Below are 24,360 nucleotides of genomic sequence, written 5' to 3'. Positions count from 1 at the left end.
TTACTTCACGCTAAAGCTGTAGTTCCCTTTAGTTTTATGACCATCAACCGACAACACATGCCATTTCACCTGGTAATTTCCGCTGGTCAGCGGTTTCTCCAGCGGCACGATCAGCTGATTTTTCCCGGCGCCATTGCGCTGCGCCTTCGCCACCGGTACTGGCTGGTTATCGGCACCGCTGATCTCAAGGCCGCTAAATGCCGGCTCGATATCTTCTGAGAAGGTTAATGTCAGGGCTTGTGGCGCGGCATCAACACGGGAGTTGGCCGCCGGATACTGATTTTTCAGATGCGCATGCGCCAGGGCTGACTGTGAAAACACCAGGGTAGTCAGAAGCGCAGAGGCGATTAAAATCGGGGAGAATTTTGCGTTAAACATCGTCTTGTCCTTCAGTGCTGCAGCCCCCTGGCTGCCGATGAGGTCGAAGAATACTCTCCTGGAAACAGGCTGTCGAGGCGATAACGGCTATCCGGCTGCCTCCGCGCTTGCCAATTATGCCGATCTGCATTACTTTCTGCCGCATAGCAACAGGAGAAGAAAATGAGTCATAATCTGGCGACACTGCCGCAGGAAGAGAAAGATAAGGTCAGCGTCGATCTGGCGGCGGCCGGGGTGGCATTTAAAGAGCGCTATAATATGCCGATCATCGCCGAAGTGGTGGAACGCGAACAACCCGCAGCATTACGCGACTGGTTCCGTCAGCGGCTGATGCATTATCGCCAGACTTCCCTTAGCCTGTCGCGCTTACCCTATGAACCCAAACAAAAATAATATTTTATCATCTTGAGATTAGTAAAAAATTGCGTTGATATAACAGCTTCTCAATGTGAATTCAGGAGCTAGCATGACACTCTGGAGTGTTGCCGCTGCGCAGTATGCCTCCCGCGCACGTGATATTGACGGAAATATATCTCATCACATCACTTATATCCGGCAAGCCGCCACACTCAGTGTCGATTTGCTGCTGTTTCCCGAGCTGTCACTCACCGGCTACGAGCTGGATGCCGCACCTGAACTCTCGTTGTTACCCGAAGATCCGCGGCTGGATCTGCTGGCTGCTGCTGCCTGTGAGCACCATATGACGGTTATTGTTGGTATGCCGCTGCGTGTTGCGGAGGCGCAACATATCGCCGCAATGAGTTTTCTGCCGGATGGCACCCGCCTCACTTATGCCAAGCGCCAGCTGCATGGCCATGAGAAGACCTTCTTTCAGGCCGGCCACGGCGGACCGTTATTCGGCGTACCGACGCGTAATGTGGCGCTGGCGGTGTGCGCCGATATCGTGATTGAACAGTTTGCACGCGAGGCGTCAGAATCCGGCGCCGACCTCTATGCTGCCGGCGTACTTATCTCGGAACAGGGCTATAGCGATGACTGCGTTTATCTTGCGCGCTGGGCGATGGATTATCGTATGGCGGTACTGATGGCCAACCATGCCACGCCAAGCGGCGGTTATCATAGCACCGGCGGCAGCGCGTTATGGGATGCCGATGGCAACCAGGTAATATGTTGTGGCGACGGTGAGCTGTTAATGATCGCGCGCCGCAGCGCCGGGGGTTGGCAAGGCGAAGTCCATCCGTTAGGCTAGCGACAAAATGGATAACTAAGGTGAGCCATGTTACGCGTTATTGATACGGAAACTTGCGGTCTGCAGGGCGGCATTGTCGAAGTCGCCTCGGTTGACGTTATTGACGGCCAGATTGTCAATCCGATGAGCGATCTGGTGTGTCCCGACCGTCCTATCAGCCGTCAGGCCATGGCAATTCACCGTATCACTGAAGCCATGGTGGCTGATAAACCGCCCATTGAACAGGCCATCGGCCGTTATCAGGGCAGCCGCTACTATGTGGCGCATAACGCCAGTTTCGACCGCCGTATGCTACCGGAAATGCAGGGTGAATGGATCTGCACGATGACGCTGTCGCGGGCGCTATGGCCAGGCCTTAAGTATGGCAACCAGGCGCTGCGGGAAAGCCTGCGGCTGGATGTCACCCCTCCTGCCGGACTGCATGCGCACCGCGCGCTATATGACTGCTACGTCACCGCCGCACTGTTAATCCGTATTATGGAGACATCTGGCTGGGATGCATTACAAATGGCCAGACGCATGCAGGGCGCTGGCAGCAGCGACAGTTTTCCGTTCGGTAAATATCGCGGCCAGAAAATTGCTGATGTGGCGAAACGCGATCCGGGCTATCTGCAATGGATGCTGAAAAATATCCCGGATCTGAAAGCCGATTTGCGCAGCGCCATGCTGCGCCATCTGGCAGATTAATTAGCTGTTGCGCTGCGGCGACAGGGTATCCTGCGCCAGGCCAATCAGAAACGCATACTCCAGCGCCACCCCTTCATAAGCCTTAAAGCGGCCAGACTTACCGCCGTGGCCGGCATCCATATCGGTACAGAGCAGCAACAGATTATCGTCGGTTTTCAGCTCACGCAGCTTTGCCACCCATTTGGCCGGTTCCCAGTATTGCACCTGGGAATCATGTAATCCGGTGGTCACCAGCAGATGCGGATAGTCCTGCGCCCGCACGTTATCGTACGGACTGTACTGGCTGATATAGTGATAATAATCCTCCTGCGCCGGATTACCCCACTCGTCATATTCACCGGTGGTCAGTGGAATCGACTCATCCAGCATGGTGGTCACCACATCAACAAATGGCACCTGCGCCACCACTCCGTGCCACAATTGCGGTTCACGGTTTATCACCGCGCCCATCAGCAATCCACCGGCACTGCCGCCCATGGCGTACAGCCGCTGTGCATCACCGTAGCCCTGTGCCAGTAACGTATGGGTGATGTCGATAAAATCATTAAAGGTGTTCAATTTATTCAGCAGACGTCCATCGTCGTACCACTGCTGGCCCAGTTCGCCACCGCCGCGGATATGCGCAAGAGCAAAGACAAAACCGCGATCGAGTAAACTCAGGCGGCTGCCGCTAAAGTCGGCATCCATACTGCTGCCATAGGAGCCGTAACCATAGACCAGCAGCGGATTTTTCCCCGGCTGGTAGTGCTGATGGTGATACACCAGCGACACCGGCACCTCGACGCCATCACGCGCTTTGACCCACAGATGTTCACTACGGTATTGGCTGGCATCAAAACCTTTCACTTCCGACTGTTTCAGCACCAGCCGCTCACCGCTGTCCATATCCAGCTCAAACAGCGTGGCCGGCGTGGTCATTGACGAATAGCCATAGCGCAGTTTACTGGTTTCCGGCGTGGGATTATAAGAAAGCCAGGTCACATAGGCCGGATCGTCAAAGGCGATACCAAAGGTTTCCCCGCTTTGCCAGTTGATCTGGCGCAGGCTGGTCAACCCGCGCTGACGCTCTTCCACTACCAGCCAGTCGCGGAACAACTGAAAGTCCTCCAGCACAATATGATCGCGTGGCGCTACCAGCGTTTCCCAGCGTTCCATGTCCTTATAGTCGGTGCGGTACAGGCCGAAGTTTTTACCTTCACGGTTCGAGCGCACATAAAAATGGTGATTATAGTGGTCGAGGGTGTATTCATGGTCCTTGCGACGCGCACAGAACACCTGCGCTTCCGCCTCGGCAAATTCAGCGTCCAGCAGCAGGATCTCGCTGGTGGTGCTGCTGTTTAGCGTAATCAGAATAAAGTGTTCGCAGGTCGTTTTATGCACACTGACATAAAAGGTATCGTCCTGCTCTTCATACACCAGCTGGTCAGCGCTCTGCGGTTCACCAACCGTATGGCGCCATACCTGAAACGGCAGCAGCGTCTTTTTGTCTTTACGCACATAGTAGAGAGTGCGCGAATCATTGGCCCAGACAAAGCTGGAAGAGACATCTTCCAGCACCTCCGGATACCAGCTGCCGCTACTGAGATTACGCAAGCGAATGCCATAGATGCGCCGTGAGAGAAAATCTTCCGCCAGCGCCATGGTCTGATTATCCGGGCTGATATCCAGCGCCCCCATGGTGTAGAACTCGCTGTGCGAGGCGCGCTGATTGGCGTCCAGCAGCGTTTCCCATGCATCCGGCGTTTCGCTGTCGGCCGGTTGACGGGTATAAATCGGGTATTCGTTACCGCTTTCGTAACGGCGCTGATAGCGAAAACCATTCTTCACATAAGGTACCGAGTGATCCTGCTGCGGAATACGATCGATCATCTCCTGCAGCAACTGGTCCTGCAGCGCTTGTTGTGATGCCATGACCTGCTTGCCATAGTCGTTCTCGGCATGCAGATAATCCAGCACCGCCGGATCTTCGCGCTCATCATCACGTAACCAGTAGTAGTCATCCTGGCGGGTATCACCATGAAGGGTCATCAGATGGGGAATTTTTTTTGCTTTTGGCGGAGTCATAGGGCATCAACTTTCTTAACAGACATGCTGTAAGAGTGGCAGCTAACATCATGATTGCCAAGCGGTAACGATTAAAAAAGCCGGTGCCCTGCGGCACCAGCGCTCCATAGCGGTTTTCTGCCGGATCAATACCAGCGAAAACTGGGACTGGCGATGGCGGTTAGTCAACGCGCGCGCCGCCACTCCGCGGGCGGCTAGCCACTTAGTCGCTCAGCTTGTTCTTCTCTGCGCGGATATCATTTTCAATGCCATCGCGCACATCCTGTGGAATTTTCAACGCATCGCCGAGCGCCAGCAAATAGCTGCGCTCCATAAAGTGGTCGACATCAATCACCGCATTACTGAGGAAGTAGAGTTCCAGCGCCTCTTCCTCATTGCGGATATCGCGTGCCAGCAGTTGCGGATCCAGCGGTTGATCGATCGCCTGCTGGATCAGTTTCTCGCCCTGCGCGCCAATACCCAGCTGATGGACATTCTGCTCAATCGCCTGACGCTCTGCGCTGTCGATATGACCGTCGCTTTTCGCCGCAAACACCAGCGCAGTAATTAGGCGCGCAGCGCGGGCATCAACCGGGGTTTCGCCGTGGCCAAATTGCGGTTCATCACGATGGGTTTCGCTGACGCGCTGCTTATACTTATTCCACAGCACCGTGCCCGCCACCGCACCGCCACCGATAATCAGGGCATTTTTACCGAATTTGGTTAACAGGCTTCGCGACGACTTACTGGCAATCAGTAACCCCGCCAGGCCGCCCAGCGCGCCGGGTGCCAGCATCTTGCTCAGAGCTTCACTGCCGCCTTTGCTGTCACTGCTTTTGTTATTGCCTAATACGGATTGAATTTGCTGTAGCCAGTTATTCATCTCTTGTCCCTCAAAAAAACCTGAAGTCCAGAGTAAAACAACCGGCGTCAAGAAGCGTAAGGGGAAGAAAAGACGGGAAAATATTGGGCCACTCGCAGGCAGCCCGAGACTGGCGGACTCAGGCCGCTTTTACCGCGCGTACCGGTTTGCTTTTAGCCGGTTCGTTCGCGGCTGCGCTTTCGTCGGTCACGGTATTATCAACCGAATCCGCCGCGGCAATGCTTTCACCCGGCGCTTCCGGCATCTTGCTGGTACGCAGAATATGTTGCAGCGCATCTTTATTTTCGGCCAGGTACATGCCCAGCGCTTCCAGCTGGTGCTCTTCCAGCCCGGCGTTACTGGTTACCAGCCAGTCGGAGAAGACTTCTGCCATATCGAGCATTTTGTCATACGCATCCGCATCTTTTTTGCTGGCAAACGTCATCTTTTCCTCACCTCTTCTGACAACGACATATTTTACTTCAACAGCCATAATTTTTGCCTCAGGTAACTGTATTTATATCCAGTATATCAGTCGTTTTTTTTGTAAGCAAGCGGGCAAAGCAGATGTCTGCGCAAACGTTTTCGTTTATACTGCGCGCGAATTTTTCATCTATTCAGGTAGGAATTATGACGACTCTTGGAACCGCGCTGCGCCCTGCCGCAACTCGCGTGATGCTTTTAGGTTCAGGTGAACTGGGTAAAGAAGTGGCGATTGAATGCCAGCGTTTAGGCGTGGAAGTGATTGCCGTCGATCGCTATGCCGATGCACCGGCAATGCACGTCGCACATCGCAGCCATGTGATTAATATGCTGGATGGCGAAGCGCTGAAGGCGTTGGTCGCGCAAGAGCGTCCTGATTATATCGTGCCGGAAATCGAAGCTATCGCCACCGATATGCTGATCGAACTGGAAAAGCAGGGTCAGCGCGTAGTGCCTTGCGCCCGTGCCGCCCGTCTGACCATGAACCGCGAAGGTATTCGCCGTCTGGCGGCGGAAGAGCTGGCGCTACCGACCTCAACCTACCGTTTTGCCGACAGCAAAGATGCCTTCCTGCAGGCCGCCGATGAAATTGGTTTTCCGTGTATCGTTAAACCGGTGATGAGCTCATCCGGCAAGGGGCAGAGTTTTATTCGCACCGCCGCGCAGCTGGATCACGCCTGGGATTACGCGCAGCAAGGCGGACGTGCCGGCGCGGGTCGGGTGATCGTGGAAGGTGTGGTTAACTTCGATTTCGAAATTACGCTGCTGACCATCAGCGCGGTCGACGGTATACATTTCTGTGCGCCGATTGGCCACCGCCAGGAAGATGGCGACTACCGCGAATCCTGGCAGCCACAGCAGATGAGTGAGCTGGCATTGCAGCGTGCCGAAGAGATCGCGCGCAAAGTGGTGATCGCTCTCGGTGGCCATGGTCTGTTTGGCGTTGAGCTGTTTGTCTGCGGTGATGAAGTGGTGTTCAGTGAAGTGTCGCCGCGCCCGCACGATACCGGCATGGTAACCCTGATTTCGCAGGACCTGTCCGAGTTTGCCCTGCATGTGCGCGCCTTCCTCGGCTTGCCGGTTGGCGCTATCCGCCAGTACGGTCCGGCGGCATCGGCGGTGATTCTGCCCGAGCTGGACAGTGATAACGTGCAGTTTAGCGGAGTAACGGCAGTGCTGGGCGCGGGTCTGCAGCTGCGCCTGTTCGGCAAGCCGGAGATCCGCGGTCAGCGTCGGTTAGGTGTGGCACTGGCTAGCGCTGAGACTATCGATCAGGCTGTCGCGCGCGCTATCGCCTGCGCTACTGGCGTCAAGGTTAGCGGCTAACAACCATGTGACGGGAGCCATTAATGGCTCCCGCAGGGTGTTTCGGCTAAATTTACCCAGGGCGGGATTTATGCCGCCCAAATTATCAATAAATTAACGTGCGCCAGCCACCGCTTCACGCGCCAGCTCAGTAATCCGCGCGTAATCGCCCGCTTCCAGCGCATCCGCTGGCACTAACCACGAACCACCAATACAGAGCACGCTTTTCAGCGCCAGGTAATTACGATAGTTACTCAGTGAGATACCGCCGGTTGGGCAGAAACGCACCTGCGGGAATGGACCACCAATTGCCTGTAACGCTTTCACGCCGCCGTTGGCTTCCGCCGGGAAGAATTTAAACTCACGCAAACCGTATTCCATGCCAAGCATCAGTTCAGACACGGTACTGATTCCGGGAATCAATGGGATCGAGCCTTCAACGGCCGCCTTCAGCAGGGACTCCGTCAGACCCGGGCTGATAACAAATTTCGCACCGGCTTCCGTCACTTCGGCCAGCTGCTGAGTATTCAGTACGGTACCGGCGCCGACAATCGCCTCCGGCACTTCTTTGATAATCGCGCGCAGGGCATCCATCGCTACCGGCGTGCGCAGTGTCACTTCCAGCACACGCACCCCGCCAGCAACCAGCGCCTTCGCCATCGGAACCGCATGCTCCAGCTTATTGACCACAATCACCGGCACTACCGGGCCGGTAGTCAAAATCTGTTCAGCACTCGTTTTCCAGTTCTTCATCAGTGTATATCTCCCGTCGAGCCCGCTGCTGATCCCGGTGGCTGCAGCTGGCAAAAGTGACGCGCATCTGGCGTCAGGAATGTGACATCGTCCCTACCATACATGATTTTCCGCCACAGCGTCCATGCGCTAGCGCAATTTTTAAAACCCCGGTTCATTTTCTCAGCTACCGGCTTCGTCGCAAAAAAAACCCGCTTTACGCGGGTTTACCAGCCACTACAGATTACTCGAATTCGTTCCAGGAACGGCCATCACGGGTAATCATCGCCACTGAGGCCACCGGGCCCCAGGTACCGGCCTGATAAGGCTTAGGTGCTTCGTTATCCGCGGCCCAGGCTTCCATGATCGAGTCAACCCACTTCCAGGCTTCTTCTACCTCATCACGGCGCACAAACAGCGCCTGAATACCGCGCATGGTTTCCAGCAGCAGACGCTCGTAAGCATCCGCCAGATGCGACTGGTTGAACGTTTCCGAGTAGCTCAGATCCAGCTTGGTGGTCTGCAGATTGTGTTTATGGTCAAGGCCCGGCACTTTATTCAGAATCTGAATATCCACGCCTTCATCCGGCTGCAGGCGAATGGTCAGTTTGTTCTGCGGCAGTTCCTGCCAGGACTCTTTAAACAGGTTCAGCGCCGGGTTCTTAAAGTAGACCACGACTTCGGAACATTTGGTTGGCAGACGTTTACCGGTACGCAGATAGAAAGGTACGCCAGCCCAGCGCCAGTCATCAATATCAACGCGGATCGAGACAAAAGTTTCGGTATGGCTGGACTTATTCGCCCCCTCTTCTTCGAGGTAGCCAGGGACTTTTTTCCCCTGCACAAAACCGGCGGTATACTGACCACGTACGGTTTTTTCCCGCACATTGCTGTGATCGATACGGCGCAGTGAGCGCAGCACTTTCACTTTCTCATCACGAATACGGTCAGCGGAGAGATCGGCCGGTGGCGACATGGCGATCATGGTCAGGATCTGTAGCAGGTGGTTTTGGATCATATCGCGCATCTGGCCGGCCTGATCGAAGTAACCCCAACGTCCTTCGATACCCACCTCTTCCGCCACCGTGATCTGCACGTGGTCGATAGTGCGGTTGTCCCAGTTAGCGGCGAACAGCGAGTTGGCAAAACGCAACGCCAGCAGGTTAAGCACCGTCTCTTTACCGAGGTAGTGGTCGATGCGAAACACCTGGCTCTCTTCGAAATACTCTCCCACCTGGTCGTTAATTTCATTCGAGGTCGCCAGTGACGTCCCGAGCGGTTTCTCCATCACGACGCGCGCCGGTTTGGCATTCAGTTTCGCCAGGCCGAGACCTTTACAGATCGCGCCAAAGGTACTTGGCGGCATGGCAAAGTAGTTAATGGTGACGCGATTTTTCTGATCGAGCATCTTACCCAGTTTTGGAAAGTGCGAGTGATCATTAACATCGAGGTTGCAGAAATCGAGACGGTTGCTGAGTTTATCCCACAGCGCTTCGTCGATTTTCTCTTTCATGAAGGTTTCCAGCGCTTCACGAATCACCTTGGTATAGGCCGCTTTATCCCAGTCTGCGCGTCCGACCCCAATAATGCGCGAGTCTTCATGAATCTGTCCGGCTTTTTCCAGCTGATACAGGGAAGGCAACAGTTTCCGGCGTGCAAGATCGCCTTTGGCACCGAAAATAACCAGATCGCACGCCTGGGCTGTTTGTGTTACCGCCATTTTTATCTCCTCGTTGCAGGATGAATCTGACCTGCGGGTTCCGTAACCAGTCAGATTCTTATTGTAATTTTATTTCAATACAATGTACTTCTTTGGCTATTGCGCGTAAACCAGCGCAGCATTTGCCAGGCTCATGTATTTACCGATGTTCAATTTACCGGCTGTTATAATCAACAGTAGCGTCAGTTTGTGCGTAATTTTTCGACTTTTTTGTTACTGTTTTACAGTAATGAAAATCAGACCCAGCTCAAACTCTGGCAAAAAATGTCACTTTCCGCCGGGATAGCGCTGCCCGTCGTCCGCTACGGCATTGTATATTCTCTACAAAATGACATCGATTTCTCCTTTGTCTGAAATCGTCAGAATTGATGAGTGGTCATCGACCTATGAATATGCTGGAAAAAATTCGCGTTTTCCTCGAACAACTTAGCAAATCTGAACGCAAAGTCGCCGATGTGATCCTCGCCTCGCCGCAAAGCGCTATCCACTCGAGTATCGCCCTGCTGGCACGCGCCGCCGGGGTGAGCGAACCGACGGTGAATCGCTTTTGCCACCGTCTGGAAACCAAAGGCTTTCCCGATTTTAAACTGCAGCTGGCGCAAAGTCTGGCCACCGGCACCCCTTATGTCAGCCGTCATGTCGCCGAAGATGACAGTGCCGAATCCTATACCGGTAAAATATTTGAATCGGCGATGGCCGGTCTGGATCAGGTGCGTCAGCATCTCGATATCAGCGCGATAAATCGTGCCGTCGACCTGCTGACCCAGGCCAAAAAAATCGCCTTTTTTGGCTTAGGCGCCTCTGCGGCGGTGGCGCATGATGCGATGAATAAATTTTTTCGCTTCAATGTGCCGGTGATCTATACCGATGATATTGTGATGCAGCGCATGAGCTGTATGAACTGTGCGGAAGGCGATGTGGTGGTACTGATTTCTCACACCGGCCGCACCAAAAATTTAGTCGAACTGGCGCAGCTTGCACGGGAAAATGATGCCACGGTGCTGGCGATCACCTCCCCTCACTCGCCGCTGGCGCGGGAAGCCACGCTGGCCCTGACGCTGGATGTGCCGGAAGATACCGACATCTATATGCCGATGGTGTCGCGTCTGGCGCAGTTAACCGTTATTGATGTTTTGGCAACCGGTTTTACTTTACGCCGCGGGCCAAAATTCAGAGATAACCTGAAGCGCGTCAAAGAAGGTTTAAAAGAATCGCGTTTAGATAAGGACGCCACGATATCTCTCTTGCCGCGATAGCGTGCAGGTACTCGCATGTCATTAGTGTCGCATGCAAGTGCGATTTGTTATATAAATGTTATATAAAGCTACCCAATGTAATTCGGCCTGTAGCAAGACAGTAACACCCGTCATTGCGCAGCGGTCCGGGCTACCACAGGGCATAAAAAAGAATACACTGTGATTGCAATGGCAACACCACGTTAAAGTCAACGGAGTCCTACATGTCAAGACGTCTAAGAAGAACCAAGATCGTAACTACTTTGGGTCCGGCAACCGATCGCGATAACAACCTTGAAAAAATCATTGCTGCTGGCGCTAACGTTGTTCGTCTTAACTTCTCGCATGGTACGCCAGAAGATCATCAGCTGCGTGCCGATAAAGTTCGTGAAATTGCCGCCAAACTGGGACGGCATGTGGCAATCCTCGGCGATCTGCAAGGTCCAAAAATTCGCGTATCGACCTTTAAAGAAGGTAAAGTATTCCTTAATCAGGGCGATCGCTTCCTGCTCGACGCCAACCTGAGCAAAGGTGAAGGCGATAAAGAGAAAGTCGGCATCGACTATAAAGGTCTGCCGGAAGACGTGGTCCCGGGCGATGTGCTGCTGCTGGACGATGGCCGCGTGCAGTTGAAAGTACTGGAAGTTCAGGGCATGAAAGTGTTCACCGAAGTCACCGTCGGCGGACCGCTGTCCAATAATAAAGGCATTAACAAGTTGGGCGGCGGTCTGTCAGCAGAAGCGCTGACCGAAAAAGATAAGGCCGATATCCTGACCGCGGCTAAAATCGGCGTCGACTATCTGGCGGTCTCCTTCCCTCGCTGCGGCGAAGATCTGCACTATGCCCGTCGCCTGGCGCGTGAAGCCGGTTGCGAAGCGATGATCGTCTCTAAAGTCGAGCGGGCAGAAGCCGTCGCATCGCAGGAAGCAATGGATGATATTATCCTCGCCTCTGATGTGGTTATGGTTGCCCGTGGCGACCTCGGTGTGGAAATCGGCGACCCGGAACTGGTGGGGATTCAAAAAGCGCTGATTCGTCGCGCGCGTCAGTTAAACCGTTCCGTAATCACCGCGACCCAGATGATGGAATCGATGATCACCAATCCGATGCCAACCCGCGCGGAAGTGATGGACGTCGCCAACGCCGTGCTCGACGGCACCGATGCGGTCATGCTGTCGGCTGAAACCGCCGCCGGTCAGTATCCGGCAGAAACCGTGGCAGCGATGGCGAAAGTCTGTCTCGGCGCCGAAAAAATCCCCAGTATTAACGTTTCCAAACACCGCCTTGATGTGCAGTTCGATAATATCGAAGAAGCCATTGCCATGTCCGCGATGTATGCCGCCAACCATCTGCAGGGCGTCACCGCGATTATCACCATGACCGAGTCCGGTCGTACCGCACTGATGACGTCACGTATCACCTCCGGTCTGCCGATTTTCGCCATGTCGCGTCATGAACGCACTCTGAATCTGACTGCGCTGTATCGCGGCGTGACGCCGGTATTCTTCGACAGTCACAACGAAGGGGTTGTCGCCGCAAATGATGCGATCAACCTGCTGCGTGACAAAGGTTTCCTCGTATCGGGCGATCTGGTGATCGTCACCCAGGGTGATGTGATGAGCACCGTCGGCACCACCAACACCAGCCGCGTACTGCGCGTCGAGTAATTTATTATCCGTTTCAATCCGGGCTGCCGTTGTGCAGCCCTTTTTTTTAGCCCCCCTTTCTGCCTTCGACAGCGCCAGTTTGCCAATAACCCGATAATCACTCTGTTTACTTCTGTTTAACAACGTGATCTACATCACATAATTAACATCAATAATATTTATACATATGTTGTAAGAATAAACTTATTGAATGCTAATGATTCCTATTTATAATCTCATTCACACTAATAAATCTAACATCAATGTTACAAGTAGTGATTTTACATAATAATATGAGGGTATTAGTCGATTTATGCTAACTATTTCTATTAGCGCAATATTGAGCAAAAACCGACGCAGCAGAAAAAAACGTTAAACAAACTTAACAGATATCCACATATATCGCAGGGTAACGGCTGTCATTACGTTATGGCGGCGGGGTTTCTTACGTCCAAAAAAAGGTACAGGGTATGGTCTTTGGTTCGCAAACGGCACGCGCTGCCACGCAGATTCAACCGCAATCCACACCGGTTGCCGCTGAACTGCTGTTTAACGCGCTTCAGCTCGACGCTTATTCACAACAAACGCTCACCGCGCTGCAACTGATCAACAGCACCATGCAGCAGGTTGAAAAACCTTTTAGCGGTATTCTGCCCCACGAACTGGCGGCAGAGTTTACCGCCGTCGACCTTAATGTGCCGCTGCCGCACCATCAGGCTGCGCTGGATGAACTGTCGCAGCTGTGGTTGCGTGATGCGGTTTACTTCCATCATCCGAAATATATCGCTCACCTGAACTGTCCGGTGGTGCTGCCTTCCCTACTCGCCGAGCAGATTATGAGTGCGATTAACAGCTCGGTGGATACCTGGGATCAGAGTGCAGGCGCAACGCTGATTGAGCAGAAGGTTATCGACTGGACTCTGAGTCGCATTGGCCTGCCAGCCAGCGCCGACGGCATTTTTACCAGCGGCGGCACCCAGTCAAATCTGATGGCGATGCTGCTGGCGCGCGACAGCTGGTGCGCACACCATCGCCCCGGCCATCTGATCAAACAGAAAGGGCTGCCGCCGGAAGCCAGTAAATGGCGTATTTTCACCTCCAGCCTGAGTCATTTCAGCATCCAGAAATCAACGGCGATCCTCGGGCTTGGTTACGACGCGGTAATCGCCATCGACCACGATGATCATTTCCGCATGGATGCGGCGCGGCTGGAGCAGGAGATTCAACGCTGTCAGCAGCAGGGGCTGATACCGATTGCCGTGGTGGCTACCAGCGGCACGACCGACTTTGGCAGTATTGATCCGCTGAGTGCGATCGCCACTCTCTGCCAGCACTATGGTTTATGGATGCATGTGGATGCAGCCTACGGCTGCGGGCTGCTGGTCTCACCGCAGCATCGTCAGCGGCTGCAGGGTATTGAGCAGGCGGATTCCGTCACCGTCGATTATCACAAATCCTTCTTCCAGACCGTCAGCTGCGGCGCCTTTTTCGTCCGTGATCGTCAGCACCTGAGTCATGTGACGGTCCATGCCGATTACCTTAATCCGTTAAGCGCTCAGCAGGAAGGCACCCCCAATCTGGTAAACAAAAGCATTCAGACCACCCGCCGTTTCGACGCGCTGAAAATGTGGATGACGCTGCGCATTATGGGGCCGGACGCGCTCGGTGACACTTTTGACAGTCTGCTGGCGCTGACGCACAGCGCCCATCAGTTACTACAGGCGCATCCGGCGATTGAGGTCCTGCATCAGCCAGAGCTGACTACGCAGATTTTCCGCTATCTCCCGCGCCCCGGCTTAAGTGATGCCGCCATCGACGAGATTAACCTGCAGATCCGCAAGGCGCTGTTCCGTTCAGGTAGCGCGGTGATCGCCGGAACCAAAGTGAATGGCCGCCAGTATCTGAAATTCACCCTGCTCAACCCGGCCGCGACCACAGCGGATCTGGAAGATATCATCGCCCTGATCGCGCATTACGGCCGCGAACTGGCACACAGTCAGAATCTGAATGCCGTCAGGCAGTGAGAGGATAACGATGAATAGTCCGGTTTATGATTTTATCGCCATCGGCATCGGCCCGTTTAACCTCAGTCTGGCTTGCCTGACCGATCCGATTGAACAGCTTAACGGCGTATTTCTCGACCAGAATCCGGGATTTGACTGGCATACCGGCATGATGCTGGAGAGCGCGCACCTGCAAACGCCATTTATGGCGGACCTGGTGACCCTGGCAGATCCCACCAGCCGTTTCAGTCTGCTCAACTATATGAAGCAGAGCGGTAAGCTGTATCGCTTTTACATCCGTGAAGACTTCTTCCTGATGCGCAAAGAGTATAACCAGTACTGCCAGTGGGCCAGCGCGCAACTGCATAACCTGCACTGGAATACGCGGGTGGACTATGTCAGTTATGACGATACATTGCAGTGTTACCGGGTGCGCAGCAGCTCAACCATCAACGGCGAGAGCAAAAGCTGGCTGGCGCGCAAACTGGTGCTCGGCACCGGCCCCGGCGCCTGGATGCCGCCGTGCGCCCGCCCTCATCATCAGCGCCTGACCCACTCCAGCCACTATCTGGCGGATAAAGCGGCGTTACAGCAGAAAAAGTCGATCACGGTACTCGGCAGCGGCCAGAGCGCGGCGGAAATTTTCTATGACCTGCTGGGGGATATCGACCGTTATCACTATCAGCTGAACTGGGTGACGCGCGCACCGCGCTACTATCCGCTGGAGTATACCAAGCTGACGCTGGAGATGACCTCGCCGGAGTGGATTGACTATTTCCATGCACTGCCCGCCGGCCAGCGCGATCGGCTGAATGCGCAACATAAGAGTCTGTACAAAGGCATTAACGCCACGCTGATTAACGACATCTATGACCTGCTGTATATCAAACAGCTGGATGGCGATCTTAACGTCAATCTGTTTACCCACTCCGAACTTACCGACCTGCGCTGGCTGCCAGACGGCGAGTTTGAACTCTCACTGCATCAGCAGGAGCAGGACCAGTCCTATACCCGCCGTAGTGAAGGTGTGGTTATGGCAACCGGTTATCACTATCAGCCGCCGATGTTTATCGAAGGTATCGCCGATCGGTTGCGCTGGGATGAGAAAGGCCGTTACGACGTGCAGCGTAACTACAGTATCGATCAGCATAACCAGATATTTGTACAGAACGCCGAGTTGCATACCCACGGGTTTGTCACGCCGGATTTAGGCATGGCCTGCTACCGCAATTCGGTATTAATCCGTGAAATCGTCGGTCACGAAGTCTACCCGGTGGAACGTCAGATCGCCTTCCAGACCTTCCCGGCGCAGTCGGAGGTCACGGATGAGCGCTAACCTGGTTTACCGCAGCAGGCGTAGCGCGGGAGAGTTTACCTTGCGTCCGATGCAGCCCGAAGATGCGCAGATAGTTTACCGCTGGGTGACGCAGGAATACGCCCGCTTCTGGGGTATGCAGGATGATCCGTACCACAAGGTGGCGGCGTTTTACCGCGATCTGACGCGTGATAACCCCCACGCGGCAATGATTGGCTGTTGTAACCAGCAGCCGGTGTTTTTGCTGGAGTTTTATCAGGCGCAGCAGGATCAGATTGGACAATTTTACCCGGCGCGCGCTGACGACTACGGCATGCATATTCTGATTGCTCCGGCAGAACAACCGATCCGCCAGTTTAGCTGGCAGGTATTCAGCACGGTGATGGAGTACATGTTCAGTCTGCCGCAGGTGGCGCGGGTGGTGGTCGAACCGGACGTGCGCAATCACAAGATCCACCCGCTCAACAAGCGCGCCGGCTTCCGCTATCAGCACACCATCGATATGGGCCACAAAACCGCCTGGCTGGCTTTCTGTCAGCGTGACGATTATCAAAAAGCTTTATTGCAGGAAACGCTTACTATGACCAATACCTCATCACTGCTTACCGGTAGCCATCTTGCCAGCGACCACTGGGAACGCGCCAACCGCCTGCTGATCCGCAAAGCGATCTCCGAGTTCGCTCATGAAAAACTAATCGAGCCGCAAAAATTGGGGATCGCGGGGAAAGGCCACTACTATAGTCTGGCGGTCCCCGGTAGCGAAGCCGGATATCAGTTCAGCGCGCGGCGTATGGCGCTGGATCACTGGGCTATCGATGCCGATTCGCTGCGCAAGCATCAAAATGGCGAACCCCTGAAGCTGGATGCGCTAAGCTTTATCGTTGAATTCAGTCAGCAGATCGGCATTCCGGCCACGATGCTGGCGACCTATATGGAAGAGATCACCAGCACCCTGTGCAGCAGCGTGTTTAAGCTGCAAAACACGCTGCCGGACAGTGCGGCGCTGACCCGCGCTGATTTCCAGACGGTGGAAGCGGCAATGACCGAAGGCCATCCGTGCTTTGTCGCCAACAATGGCCGCATCGGCTTTGATGCCCGCGATTACCTGGCCTTCGCACCGGAAGCCGCCACCCCGGTAAATCTGGTGTGGGTTGCAGTGCATCAGCGCAATGCGCACTTCGCCAGTATCGATCGACTCAGTTATGAACAGCTAATGCGTGACGAACTGGGTGACGCGACGCTGGCAAAATTTAACGCCCGTCTTGATGAGCTGGGCGTGGCGCGTGGCGACTATCTATTTATGCCGGTACACCCGTGGCAATGGCAGAATAAGCTGTTAACGGTATTTGCCCCGGATATCGCCGCCCGCGATATTATTTATCTTGGCACCGGCGACGACCAGTATCAGGCGCAGCAATCGATCCGTACCTTCTTCAACCGCAGTCAGCCCCATAAACGCTATGTCAAAACCGCCCTGTCGGTACTGAATATGGGCTTTATGCGTGGCCTGTCGCCATACTATATGGCCACGACTCCGGCGGTGAATCAGTGGCTGGAAGGGCTGGTGAAAAATGACAGCTGGCTACAGCGCTGTGACTTCCGCATTCTGCGTGAAGTGGCGGCCATCGGCTATCACAACCGCTATTATGAGCAGGCGATCAGCGGCGACTCCGCGTATAAAAAGATGTTCGCCGCCCTGTGGCGCGATAACCCGGTAGCCACTCTGCAGCCCAATCAGCGCCTGATGACCATGGCGTCACTGTTGCATATTGATCATCAGCAACAGCCGTTGCTGCCGGCGCTGATTGCCGATTCCGGCGTCAGTGCCGAAAACTGGATAACCGCTTATCTGCGCTGCTACTTCAGCCCGCTGCTACACTGTTTCTATCAGCACGATCTGGTGTTTATGCCACACGGTGAAAATCTGATCCTGCTGCTGGAAAATAACCTGCCGGTTAGCGCGTATATGAAGGATATCGGCGAAGAGATTGCGGTCCTGAACCCGCAGGCGGTGCTGCCGGAGAAAGCACAGCGTCTGGCGGTGGAAGTACCGGAGCAGCTAAAACTGTTGTCGCTGTTTACCGATGTCTTCGATTGTATTTTCCGTTTTATCAGCGCTATTCTGGCGCAGGACGATACACTGCCGGAAGAGGTATTCTGGCGCTGCGTGGCGGATTGCGTGCACGAGTATCAGCAGGCGCACCCACAGCTGAGCAGCAAATTTGCCCGCTACGATCTGTTTATGCCAGAATTCCAGCGCTCATGTCTCAACCGCCTGCAGCTGGCCAATAATCAGCAGATGATTAATCTGTCCGATCCGGCAGAAAATCTGAAGTTTGCCGGTACGCTGAGCAATCCGATTGCCGCCTTTGCGCAGCGATAATCGTTCATCAAACCGTCGTTAATCTGCTTTACCCTGAACGCGATCGCACTGGCGATCGCGTTTTACGTTACTGGAAACAAGGAGCCTGGATGGCGTCGTCGTATACCCCGGTGTCGAATCTCACTTTTCGTCACCTGATTTTCCCCCTCTCTCTGGTGCTGTTCGAATTCGCGACCTATATCGCGCACGATATGATCCAGCCCGGCATGCTGCTGGTCACCGCCGAATTTAACGTCGGACCGGAATGGGTGTCCGCCTCACTCACCGGCTATCTGATTGGCGGCATTGTGCTGCAGTGGCTGCTGGGGCCGCTATCCGATAAATATGGCCGGCGGCCGGTAATGCTGGCGGGGGTGATCTTCTTTCTGTTCTCCTGCCTGCTGATGCACTGGGTGGCGAGTATCGAGCAGTTTATCGCGCTGCGTTTTATGCAGGGCATTAGTCTGTGCTTTATCGGCGCCGTCGGTTACGCCGCGGTACAGGAAGCCTTCGATGAAACCCTCAGCGTGCGCATTTCGGCGCTGATGGCCAACGTGGCCCTGCTGGCGCCGATCCTCGGTCCGGTGGCCGGCGCCGTTTTTCTGGGTTTTAGCGGCTGGCGCAATATGTTTTATCTGTTTGCCGCCTTATCTGCCATCGCCTTTGTCGGCCTGTGGCGCACTATGCCGGAAACCGCCGGTGATAAAACCCAGTCGATTGCCCTGGGCTCAATGGCGCAGGGTTATCTGGCGTTGGTGAAGAATCGCCAGGTGATGAGCGGCTCGCTGGCTATTGGCATGGTGATTGTGCCGATCCTCGCCTGGGTGGCGCTGTCGCCGGTGATTCTGATCCATGATGAAGGCTTAAGCCGCATGATGTATGCGCTGCTGCAGTTGCCGGTATTTCTGGCGATGATTGCCGGTAACCTGACGCTCGGTAAGCTGGCCGGACGTCTGCCGATTGAACAGCCGCTGCGCCTCGGCGCCTGGCCGATCCTGCTGGGTTTACTGCTGGCGTTAATCAGTACCCTGCTGGATAGCCATGCGTATCTGTGGCTGATCGGCGGCCTCAGCATCTATGCTTTTGGCGCCGGAATGGTCAATGCCGGGCTGTATCGTCTGACGCTGTTCTCCAGCGAGGCGGGTAAAGGCAGCGTGGCGGCCATGGTGGGGATGTTCAGTATCGCGGTGTTCGCAGTCGGTATTGAGGCAGCCAAATACGCGTATTTTTCCGGTGGCAACCGGCTGTTCAGTCTGGTGAATCTGGTCAGCGGTATGCTATGGCTGTGGCTGGTACTCGCCTTTCTGCGCGAACGTAAACGTTGCACGCTGATTACCCCGCTGCCATAAAAACGGGCGCCATAAATGGCGCCCGTATGCAGGTTATTTAGGGTACAGCTCATCACGCTGATAAGGCTCTTCTTCACCTGCTTTGCGCGTCTTCAGCAACTTCAGGATCCAGGTATATTGCTCCGGATTCGGTCTGACAAAAATTTCTACTTCTTCGTTCATCCGCCGCGCCAGTGTGACATCATCAGCATCCAGCAGACCCTCCATCGGCGGACGAATATGCATATGCAACTGATGGGTTTTATTGTCATAGGTCGGGAACAGCGGCACCACCTGGGCGCGGCACACCTTCATCAGACGCCCGATTGCCGGTAGCGTGGCTTTGTAGGTGGCAAAGAAATCGACAAACTCACTCTGCTCAGGGCCATGATCCTCGTCGGGCAGATAGTAGCCCCAGTAGCCCTGACGCACCGAACTGATAAACGGCTTAATGCCATCTTCACGCGCATGCAGGCGGCCGCCAAAACGACGGCGCACCAGGTTCCACATATAGTCCACCAGCTCATTGCGCTGATGATGGAACATGCCGGCTATTTTATGGCCTTCAGCGGCCATCAGCATCGCCGGGATATCGATCGCCCAGCCATGCGGCACAAGGAAAATCACATTCTGCTGGCTATCGCGCAGCTGATCCATAATCTCCCGGCCATGCCAGACAATACGCTGGCGCATTTTCTCCGGCTTGCGCAACGCCAGTTCGGCCACCATCGCCATAGACTGCGGGGCGATAGCAAACATCTGGTCGATAATCGCATCACGCTGTGCTTCAGACAGCTCCGGCATGCAGTAAAGCAGGTTGATCTGCGCACGCCGCCGCGCGCTACGGGCAAATTTACCGGCAGTGCGCCCCAGCGCACCGAGCATCGGATCACGCACGCGCGCAGGCAGCAGCGCAATACCCGCACAAGCGCCGATCGCTAACCAGACACCCCAGTATTTCGGTTTAAGGAAAGCCTTCTGAAAGACGGGAATAAATTCATTAGTACTTTTTTTGCTATTTTCCATGCACTCGCCTCAAACAATAACCGGCTAATGATAGTGCTGACGGGCAAATTTGCAATCATTGTAAACCATAGATAAAAAAAACCGGCCGGTTTCCCGGTCGGTTTGGTTGCTCAGGCCGCTTAATTAAAGTTGAGCTGCGGCGTCACTTCCCTGACCTGCGCCAGGTAGGCTTTGCGATCCTGCCCCGTCAGCCCTTCAGAACGCGGCAGTTTGGCACTGAGCGGATTAACTGCCTGATTGTTAATCCAGATTTCATAATGCAGGTGTGGCCCGGTAGAACGGCCGGTATTACCGGACAGCGCAATACGATCGCCACGTTTCACCTTCTCGCCGGGTTTCACCAGCAGTTTCTTCAGATGCATATAACGCGTCATATACTGGCGTCCATGACGAATCGCCACGTAGTTACCGGCGCCGCCGCCACGTTTTGCCACCACCACTTCACCGTCGCCCACCGCCAGCACAGGCGTGCCGACCGGCAGAGCAAAATCGACACCTTTATGCGGCGCCACACGTCCGGTAACCGGATTAAGGCGACGCGGATTAAAGTTAGAGGAGACGCGATACTGTTTTACCGTCGGAAAACGCATAAATCCACGCGCCAGGCCGGAACCGTTGCGGTCATAGAATTTGCCGTCTTCCGCCCGGATCGCATAGTAATCTTTGCCGCCGCTGCGCAGACGTACGCCTAACAGCTGGCTCTGCTCACTTTTGCCATCCATTATTTCGCGCGACATCAGCACGGAGAACTGGTCGCCTTTGCGCAGTTTGCGGAAATCCATCTGCCACTGCATCGCTTTAATCACCGCGCTGGCTTCGCCGCTGGTCAGGCCGGCACGCTGAGCGCTGACGGCAAAACTGCCATTCAGTTCACCGTTCAGCACGCTGTTCTGCCATTCGCCGGTCTGCATTTCGCTGGAGGCCTTAAAGCCATCACCGGAGCGGTCATAAGTACGGGTTTCGCGGCGCGACATTTCCCAGGTCAGGCGCTGTAGCTGACCGTCATCAGTTAACGTCCAGGAAATTTGCTGGCCGACTTGCAGATTGCGCAGATCCTTATCTTCTTTTACCAGCTGACTGATATCGGACATATCAATGCCATACTGATTAAGGATACTGCTTAGGGTGTCTCCGGCAGATACCGTGTAATCGTGGGTACCGGCTTCATTCGGTACATCTTCATCGATTTCATCTTGCGGAATATCTTCTTCCGGCGCCGGCGTCGGTTGATCGATCGGTTCACTGGCTTCCGGCAGCAAGGTGCGCAGCTCGTTCTTATCCAGTTCAATTTGTTTAACGATCGGGCTTTCGCTCTCAATCGGGTGGTAAACATAAGGCCGCCAAACCGCGACGGCCAGAGTAACGACAGTAAGCGACCCCAGCATTACACGGTGGGGGCGCGGTAAATTGTTGAACGCCATGGCGACAGAGCGGGCTATCTGCTGCACTTTTTACTATTCCTCTATGCTCCTTTCAGGCAGCTCACATACTGGCTCGACAACTGTGAGAGGAATTTCACATAGCTGTCTTTTCCTAAGCTGATACCCATTCCCAACGGATCTAAGGTGCCTTTACGCACAGAGGTTCCGCGGGCCACGGCATCGATGACGGCCGGCCTGAATTGTGGTTCAGCGAAAACACATACCGCTTTCTGCTCAACCAACTGTGTTCGTATTTGATGTAAGCGCTGCGCGCCCGGTTGGATCTCAGGATTAACGGTAAAATGTCCTGTCGGTGACAGGCCGTAGTGTTTTTCAAAGTAGCTGTAAGCATCATGAAAAACGAAATATCCCTTCCCTTTAACCGGCGCCAGCTCGGAACCAATCTGCTGGTCAGACTTCGCCAGGCTATCCTCAAACTGCCGGAGGTTAGCGTCTAGTTTGTCCCTGCTTTGCGGCATAAGTTCCAATAATTTTCCATGGATTGCAACCGCCGATTGTCGTGCAATTTCAGGGGATAACCACAGGTGCATATTATACTCGCCGTGATGGTGCTCATCATGCCCCTCATCTGCGTGCTCAGAATGGTCTGCATCATGGTGTTCATCCTCGTCGGCGCCGCGAATCAACAGCGGTTTTACCCCGGGTAAATCAGCCAGTTCAAGGTTCTTTTGCGCCGGTAAACTCGCCGCGGGTTTGGTGAGAAAAGCTTCCATTTCCGGGCCGATCCACACCACCAGATCCGCGCTCTGCAAGCGTTTCACGTCGGAGGGACGTAATGCGTAGTCATGTTCTGATGCACCATCAGGCAGCATCACTTCCACCGGCGTGACGCCATCGGCAATAGCGGCGGCGATAAAACCGAGCGGCTTAATCGAAGCGACCACCGCGGCGGAGGCTGGCGCGGCAAGCGAAGCGCTGAATCCGAGCGCGGCAATAGCGGAAAATAAACGTTTTTTATTATGTAACATAATGCGTCAATCCATCGTGATTAGCTGATGGCGTGTGATATTATAACATTCGATATCTTCTGCAACCTGTAATTGATGATGACCTCACTTGTAACGCTGGAAAACATTTCGGTGACCTTTGGTCAACGTCGCGTGCTGTCTGATGTTTCACTGAAACTGGAGCCCGGACGTATTCTCACGCTGCTGGGGCCAAACGGCGCCGGAAAATCGACGCTGGTACGCGTGGTGCTCGGACTGATCGCCCCTGGCAGCGGCAAGCTCGAACGCCCGGCAGGTTTACGTATCGGTTACGTACCGCAAAAACTGCATCTCGACTCTACCCTGCCGCTGACGGTGGATCGCTTTATGCGACTGCGCCCTGGGGTTAAACGCGCCGATATTCTGCCGGCGCTTAAACGCGTGCAGGCCGGGCATTTGCTGGAATATCCGCTGCAAAAACTTTCCGGCGGCGAAACCCAGCGGGTGCTGCTGGCGCGCGCACTGCTCAATAACCCGCAGCTGCTGGTGCTGGATGAACCGACCCAGGGTGTCGATGTTAACGGTCAGGTATCCCTGTATGATCTGATCGATCAGTTACGTCATGAACTGAACTGCGGCGTACTGATGGTTTCCCACGACCTGCACCTGGTGATGGCCAAAACCGATGAAGTACTGTGCCTTAATCAGCATATCTGCTGTTCGGGAACCCCGGAAGTGGTGTCAACGCATCCGGAATTTATTTCGATGTTTGGCCCGCGCGGCGCCGAACAGCTGGCGATTTATCGCCATCACCATAATCATCGTCACGATCTTCAGGGACGTATTATTCTGCGCCGGGGACAAGGCCCGTTATGATTGAATTGTTACTTCCTGGCTGGCTGGGCGGCGTGATGCTGGCCATCGCGGCCGGCCCGCTCGGCTCGTTTGTGGTCTGGCGTCGTATGTCCTATTTTGGCGACACGCTGGCGCACGCCTCGTTACTCGGTGTGGCTTTTGGCCTGCTGCTGAATATCAACCCGTTCTATGCGGTGATCGCCGTCACGCTGCTGCTGTCGTTTGGCCTGGTGTGGCTGGAGCGGCGCCCGCATCTGGCGATCGATACCCTGCTGGGGATTATGGCGCACAGCGCCCTGTCGCTGGGTCTGGTGGTGGTGAGCCTGATGGCGAACGTGCGCGTCGATTTAATGGCTTATCTGTTTGGCGATCTGCTGTCGGTAACTCCGCTGGATCTAATCGCCATTGCCACCGGCGTGGCGCTGGTACTGGCGATCCTCGCCTGGCAGTGGCGCGCGCTGCTATCGATTACCATCAGTCCGGAGATGGCGCAGGTCGATGGAGTCAATATTCAGCGCACCAAGCTGATGTTAATGCTGGTGACCGCACTGACCATTGGCGTATCAATGAAATTTGTCGGCGCGCTGATTATCACTTCACTGCTGATTATTCCGGCGGCGACGGCGCGGCGATTTGCCCGTTCCCCGGAGCAGATGGCGGCCGTAGCGGTGGCAATTGGCATCCTGGCGGTAAGCGGCGGGCTGACCTTCTCGGCGTTTTATGATACCCCGGCGGGGCCTTCGGTGGTGTTATGTTCGGCGCTGATGTTTGTGTTCAGTATGGTGAAAAAACCGGCGGTTTA

At 54.7% G+C, this 24,360-nt stretch carries 21 protein-coding genes; 12 read left to right on the top strand and 9 right to left on the bottom strand.

Features of this window, described 5'->3' with window-relative positions; all coding sequences use genetic code 11:
- Nucleotides 1-378 (bottom strand): CopC domain-containing protein YobA, encoded by a 378-nt coding sequence (yobA, locus tag JWF83_RS24315; RefSeq protein ID WP_413653078.1) that lies wholly within the window; start codon nucleotides 376-378, stop codon nucleotides 1-3.
- Between the two features lie 162 nt (nucleotides 379-540).
- Between yobA and JWF83_RS24310 the strand changes: the two genes are divergently transcribed.
- From JWF83_RS24310 to exoX, 3 genes are all read left to right on the top strand, one after another.
- Nucleotides 541-771, top strand: a complete 231-nt coding sequence (locus tag JWF83_RS24310; protein WP_413653077.1) for a DNA polymerase III subunit theta — start codon at nucleotides 541-543, stop codon at nucleotides 769-771.
- Between the two features lie 73 nt (nucleotides 772-844).
- Nucleotides 845-1,588 carry a carbon-nitrogen hydrolase family protein gene (locus tag JWF83_RS24305; RefSeq protein ID WP_413653076.1) on the top strand — a complete coding sequence of 248 codons (744 nt, stop codon included), beginning with the start codon at nucleotides 845-847 and terminating at the stop codon, nucleotides 1,586-1,588.
- 27 nt (nucleotides 1,589-1,615) lie between these two features.
- On the top strand, nucleotides 1,616-2,275 hold the full coding sequence (exoX, locus tag JWF83_RS24300; RefSeq protein ID WP_413653075.1) for an exodeoxyribonuclease X: 660 nt from the start codon (nucleotides 1,616-1,618) through the stop codon (nucleotides 2,273-2,275).
- Here exoX and JWF83_RS24295 read toward each other — a convergent pair whose 3' ends face one another.
- The 3 genes from JWF83_RS24295 to JWF83_RS24285 form a co-directional block, all read right to left on the bottom strand.
- Nucleotides 2,276-4,339: a prolyl oligopeptidase family serine peptidase gene (locus tag JWF83_RS24295; RefSeq protein WP_413653074.1), complete on the bottom strand. Its 2,064-nt coding sequence runs from the start codon at nucleotides 4,337-4,339 to the stop codon at nucleotides 2,276-2,278.
- 202 nt (nucleotides 4,340-4,541) lie between these two features.
- On the bottom strand, nucleotides 4,542-5,201 hold the full coding sequence (locus tag JWF83_RS24290) for a tellurite resistance TerB family protein (RefSeq protein WP_413653073.1): 660 nt from the start codon (nucleotides 5,199-5,201) through the stop codon (nucleotides 4,542-4,544).
- Nucleotides 5,202-5,319: 118 nt separating this feature from the next.
- Complete coding sequence (locus JWF83_RS24285) at nucleotides 5,320-5,673, bottom strand: YebG family protein (RefSeq protein WP_413653072.1); 354 nt, start codon at nucleotides 5,671-5,673, stop codon at nucleotides 5,320-5,322.
- Nucleotides 5,674-5,810: 137 nt separating this feature from the next.
- On the opposite strand from JWF83_RS24285, the gene purT reads away from it, so the two are divergent.
- Nucleotides 5,811-6,989 (top strand): formate-dependent phosphoribosylglycinamide formyltransferase, encoded by a 1,179-nt coding sequence (gene purT, locus JWF83_RS24280; protein ID WP_413653071.1) that lies wholly within the window; start codon nucleotides 5,811-5,813, stop codon nucleotides 6,987-6,989.
- Nucleotides 6,990-7,082: 93 nt separating this feature from the next.
- Here purT and JWF83_RS24275 read toward each other — a convergent pair whose 3' ends face one another.
- Nucleotides 7,083-7,721: a bifunctional 4-hydroxy-2-oxoglutarate aldolase/2-dehydro-3-deoxy-phosphogluconate aldolase gene (locus tag JWF83_RS24275; protein WP_413653070.1), complete on the bottom strand. Its 639-nt coding sequence runs from the start codon at nucleotides 7,719-7,721 to the stop codon at nucleotides 7,083-7,085.
- 223 nt (nucleotides 7,722-7,944) lie between these two features.
- Nucleotides 7,945-9,420, bottom strand: coding sequence for a glucose-6-phosphate dehydrogenase (gene zwf / locus JWF83_RS24270; protein WP_413653069.1), 1,476 nt, complete (start codon nucleotides 9,418-9,420; stop codon nucleotides 7,945-7,947).
- A gap of 350 nt (nucleotides 9,421-9,770) precedes the next feature.
- Between zwf and JWF83_RS24265 the strand changes: the two genes are divergently transcribed.
- The 6 genes from JWF83_RS24265 (at nucleotide 9,771) to JWF83_RS24240 (ending at nucleotide 19,330) form a co-directional block, all read left to right on the top strand.
- Nucleotides 9,771-10,676 (top strand): MurR/RpiR family transcriptional regulator, encoded by a 906-nt coding sequence (locus JWF83_RS24265; RefSeq protein WP_413653536.1) that lies wholly within the window; start codon nucleotides 9,771-9,773, stop codon nucleotides 10,674-10,676.
- Between the two features lie 203 nt (nucleotides 10,677-10,879).
- Complete coding sequence (pyk, locus tag JWF83_RS24260; protein ID WP_413653068.1) at nucleotides 10,880-12,322, top strand: pyruvate kinase; 1,443 nt, start codon at nucleotides 10,880-10,882, stop codon at nucleotides 12,320-12,322.
- 449 nt (nucleotides 12,323-12,771) lie between these two features.
- On the top strand, nucleotides 12,772-14,325 hold the full coding sequence (locus JWF83_RS24255) for a pyridoxal phosphate-dependent decarboxylase family protein (RefSeq protein ID WP_413653067.1): 1,554 nt from the start codon (nucleotides 12,772-12,774) through the stop codon (nucleotides 14,323-14,325).
- A 10-nt stretch (nucleotides 14,326-14,335) separates the two neighbouring features.
- The gene (locus tag JWF83_RS24250) at nucleotides 14,336-15,640 is read left to right on the top strand and encodes a lysine N(6)-hydroxylase/L-ornithine N(5)-oxygenase family protein (protein ID WP_413653066.1); all 1,305 of its coding nucleotides are present in this window, start codon (nucleotides 14,336-14,338) and stop codon (nucleotides 15,638-15,640) included.
- Entirely contained in the window at nucleotides 15,630-18,002 is a 2,373-nt protein-coding gene (locus JWF83_RS24245) for a GNAT family N-acetyltransferase (RefSeq protein ID WP_413653065.1), read from the top strand. Before JWF83_RS24250 ends, JWF83_RS24245 begins: the two co-directional genes overlap by 11 nt.
- An 89-nt stretch (nucleotides 18,003-18,091) precedes the next feature.
- On the top strand, nucleotides 18,092-19,330 hold the full coding sequence (locus JWF83_RS24240; protein ID WP_413653064.1) for an MFS transporter: 1,239 nt from the start codon (nucleotides 18,092-18,094) through the stop codon (nucleotides 19,328-19,330).
- A gap of 33 nt (nucleotides 19,331-19,363) precedes the next feature.
- On the opposite strand, the gene lpxM is transcribed toward JWF83_RS24240, so the two are convergent.
- The 3 genes from lpxM to znuA form a co-directional block, all read right to left on the bottom strand.
- A complete protein-coding gene (lpxM, locus tag JWF83_RS24235; RefSeq protein WP_413653063.1) occupies nucleotides 19,364-20,335 on the bottom strand; it encodes a lauroyl-Kdo(2)-lipid IV(A) myristoyltransferase in 972 nt (323 codons plus the stop codon).
- Between the two features lie 119 nt (nucleotides 20,336-20,454).
- The gene (gene mepM, locus JWF83_RS24230; RefSeq protein WP_413653062.1) at nucleotides 20,455-21,783 is read right to left on the bottom strand and encodes a murein DD-endopeptidase MepM; all 1,329 of its coding nucleotides are present in this window, start codon (nucleotides 21,781-21,783) and stop codon (nucleotides 20,455-20,457) included.
- Between the two features lie 14 nt (nucleotides 21,784-21,797).
- Nucleotides 21,798-22,745, bottom strand: coding sequence for a zinc ABC transporter substrate-binding protein ZnuA (gene znuA / locus JWF83_RS24225; protein ID WP_413653061.1), 948 nt, complete (start codon nucleotides 22,743-22,745; stop codon nucleotides 21,798-21,800).
- Nucleotides 22,746-22,823: 78 nt separating this feature from the next.
- Between znuA and znuC the strand changes: the two genes are divergently transcribed.
- Nucleotides 22,824-23,579: a zinc ABC transporter ATP-binding protein ZnuC gene (gene znuC, locus JWF83_RS24220; protein WP_413653535.1), complete on the top strand. Its 756-nt coding sequence runs from the start codon at nucleotides 22,824-22,826 to the stop codon at nucleotides 23,577-23,579.
- Nucleotides 23,576-24,360: zinc ABC transporter permease subunit ZnuB (znuB, locus tag JWF83_RS24215; RefSeq protein WP_413653060.1), on the top strand; the 785-nt coding region annotated here is incomplete at its 3' end. The genes znuC and znuB, both read left to right, overlap by 4 nt.

Origin of the sequence: Pantoea sp. B65 (assembly GCF_047308185.1) — a bacterium.
GTDB lineage: Bacteria > Pseudomonadota > Gammaproteobacteria > Enterobacterales > Enterobacteriaceae > Erwinia.
This window is presented reverse-complemented; position numbering and strand designations above follow the sequence as displayed.

What these genes read in the sequence shown, in the direction of transcription:
- yobA (WP_413653078.1), bottom strand. Translation starts at nt 378, where the DNA reads ATGTTTAACGCAAAATTCTCCCCGATTTTAATCGCCTCTGCGCTTCTG.
- JWF83_RS24310 (WP_413653077.1), top strand. Translation starts at nt 541, where the DNA reads ATGAGTCATAATCTGGCGACACTGCCGCAGGAAGAGAAAGATAAGGTC.
- JWF83_RS24305 (WP_413653076.1), top strand. Translation starts at nt 845, where the DNA reads ATGACACTCTGGAGTGTTGCCGCTGCGCAGTATGCCTCCCGCGCACGT.
- exoX (WP_413653075.1), top strand. Translation starts at nt 1,616, where the DNA reads ATGTTACGCGTTATTGATACGGAAACTTGCGGTCTGCAGGGCGGCATT.
- JWF83_RS24295 (WP_413653074.1), bottom strand. Translation starts at nt 4,339, where the DNA reads ATGACTCCGCCAAAAGCAAAAAAAATTCCCCATCTGATGACCCTTCAT.
- JWF83_RS24290 (WP_413653073.1), bottom strand. Translation starts at nt 5,201, where the DNA reads ATGAATAACTGGCTACAGCAAATTCAATCCGTATTAGGCAATAACAAA.
- JWF83_RS24285 (WP_413653072.1), bottom strand. Translation starts at nt 5,673, where the DNA reads ATGGCTGTTGAAGTAAAATATGTCGTTGTCAGAAGAGGTGAGGAAAAG.
- purT (WP_413653071.1), top strand. Translation starts at nt 5,811, where the DNA reads ATGACGACTCTTGGAACCGCGCTGCGCCCTGCCGCAACTCGCGTGATG.
- JWF83_RS24275 (WP_413653070.1), bottom strand. Translation starts at nt 7,721, where the DNA reads ATGAAGAACTGGAAAACGAGTGCTGAACAGATTTTGACTACCGGCCCG.
- zwf (WP_413653069.1), bottom strand. Translation starts at nt 9,420, where the DNA reads ATGGCGGTAACACAAACAGCCCAGGCGTGCGATCTGGTTATTTTCGGT.
- pyk (WP_413653068.1), top strand. Translation starts at nt 10,880, where the DNA reads ATGTCAAGACGTCTAAGAAGAACCAAGATCGTAACTACTTTGGGTCCG.
- JWF83_RS24255 (WP_413653067.1), top strand. Translation starts at nt 12,772, where the DNA reads ATGGTCTTTGGTTCGCAAACGGCACGCGCTGCCACGCAGATTCAACCG.
- JWF83_RS24250 (WP_413653066.1), top strand. Translation starts at nt 14,336, where the DNA reads ATGAATAGTCCGGTTTATGATTTTATCGCCATCGGCATCGGCCCGTTT.
- JWF83_RS24245 (WP_413653065.1), top strand. Translation starts at nt 15,630, where the DNA reads ATGAGCGCTAACCTGGTTTACCGCAGCAGGCGTAGCGCGGGAGAGTTT.
- JWF83_RS24240 (WP_413653064.1), top strand. Translation starts at nt 18,092, where the DNA reads ATGGCGTCGTCGTATACCCCGGTGTCGAATCTCACTTTTCGTCACCTG.
- lpxM (WP_413653063.1), bottom strand. Translation starts at nt 20,335, where the DNA reads ATGGAAAATAGCAAAAAAAGTACTAATGAATTTATTCCCGTCTTTCAG.
- znuA (WP_413653061.1), bottom strand. Translation starts at nt 22,745, where the DNA reads ATGTTACATAATAAAAAACGTTTATTTTCCGCTATTGCCGCGCTCGGA.
- znuC (WP_413653535.1), top strand. Translation starts at nt 22,824, where the DNA reads ATGACCTCACTTGTAACGCTGGAAAACATTTCGGTGACCTTTGGTCAA.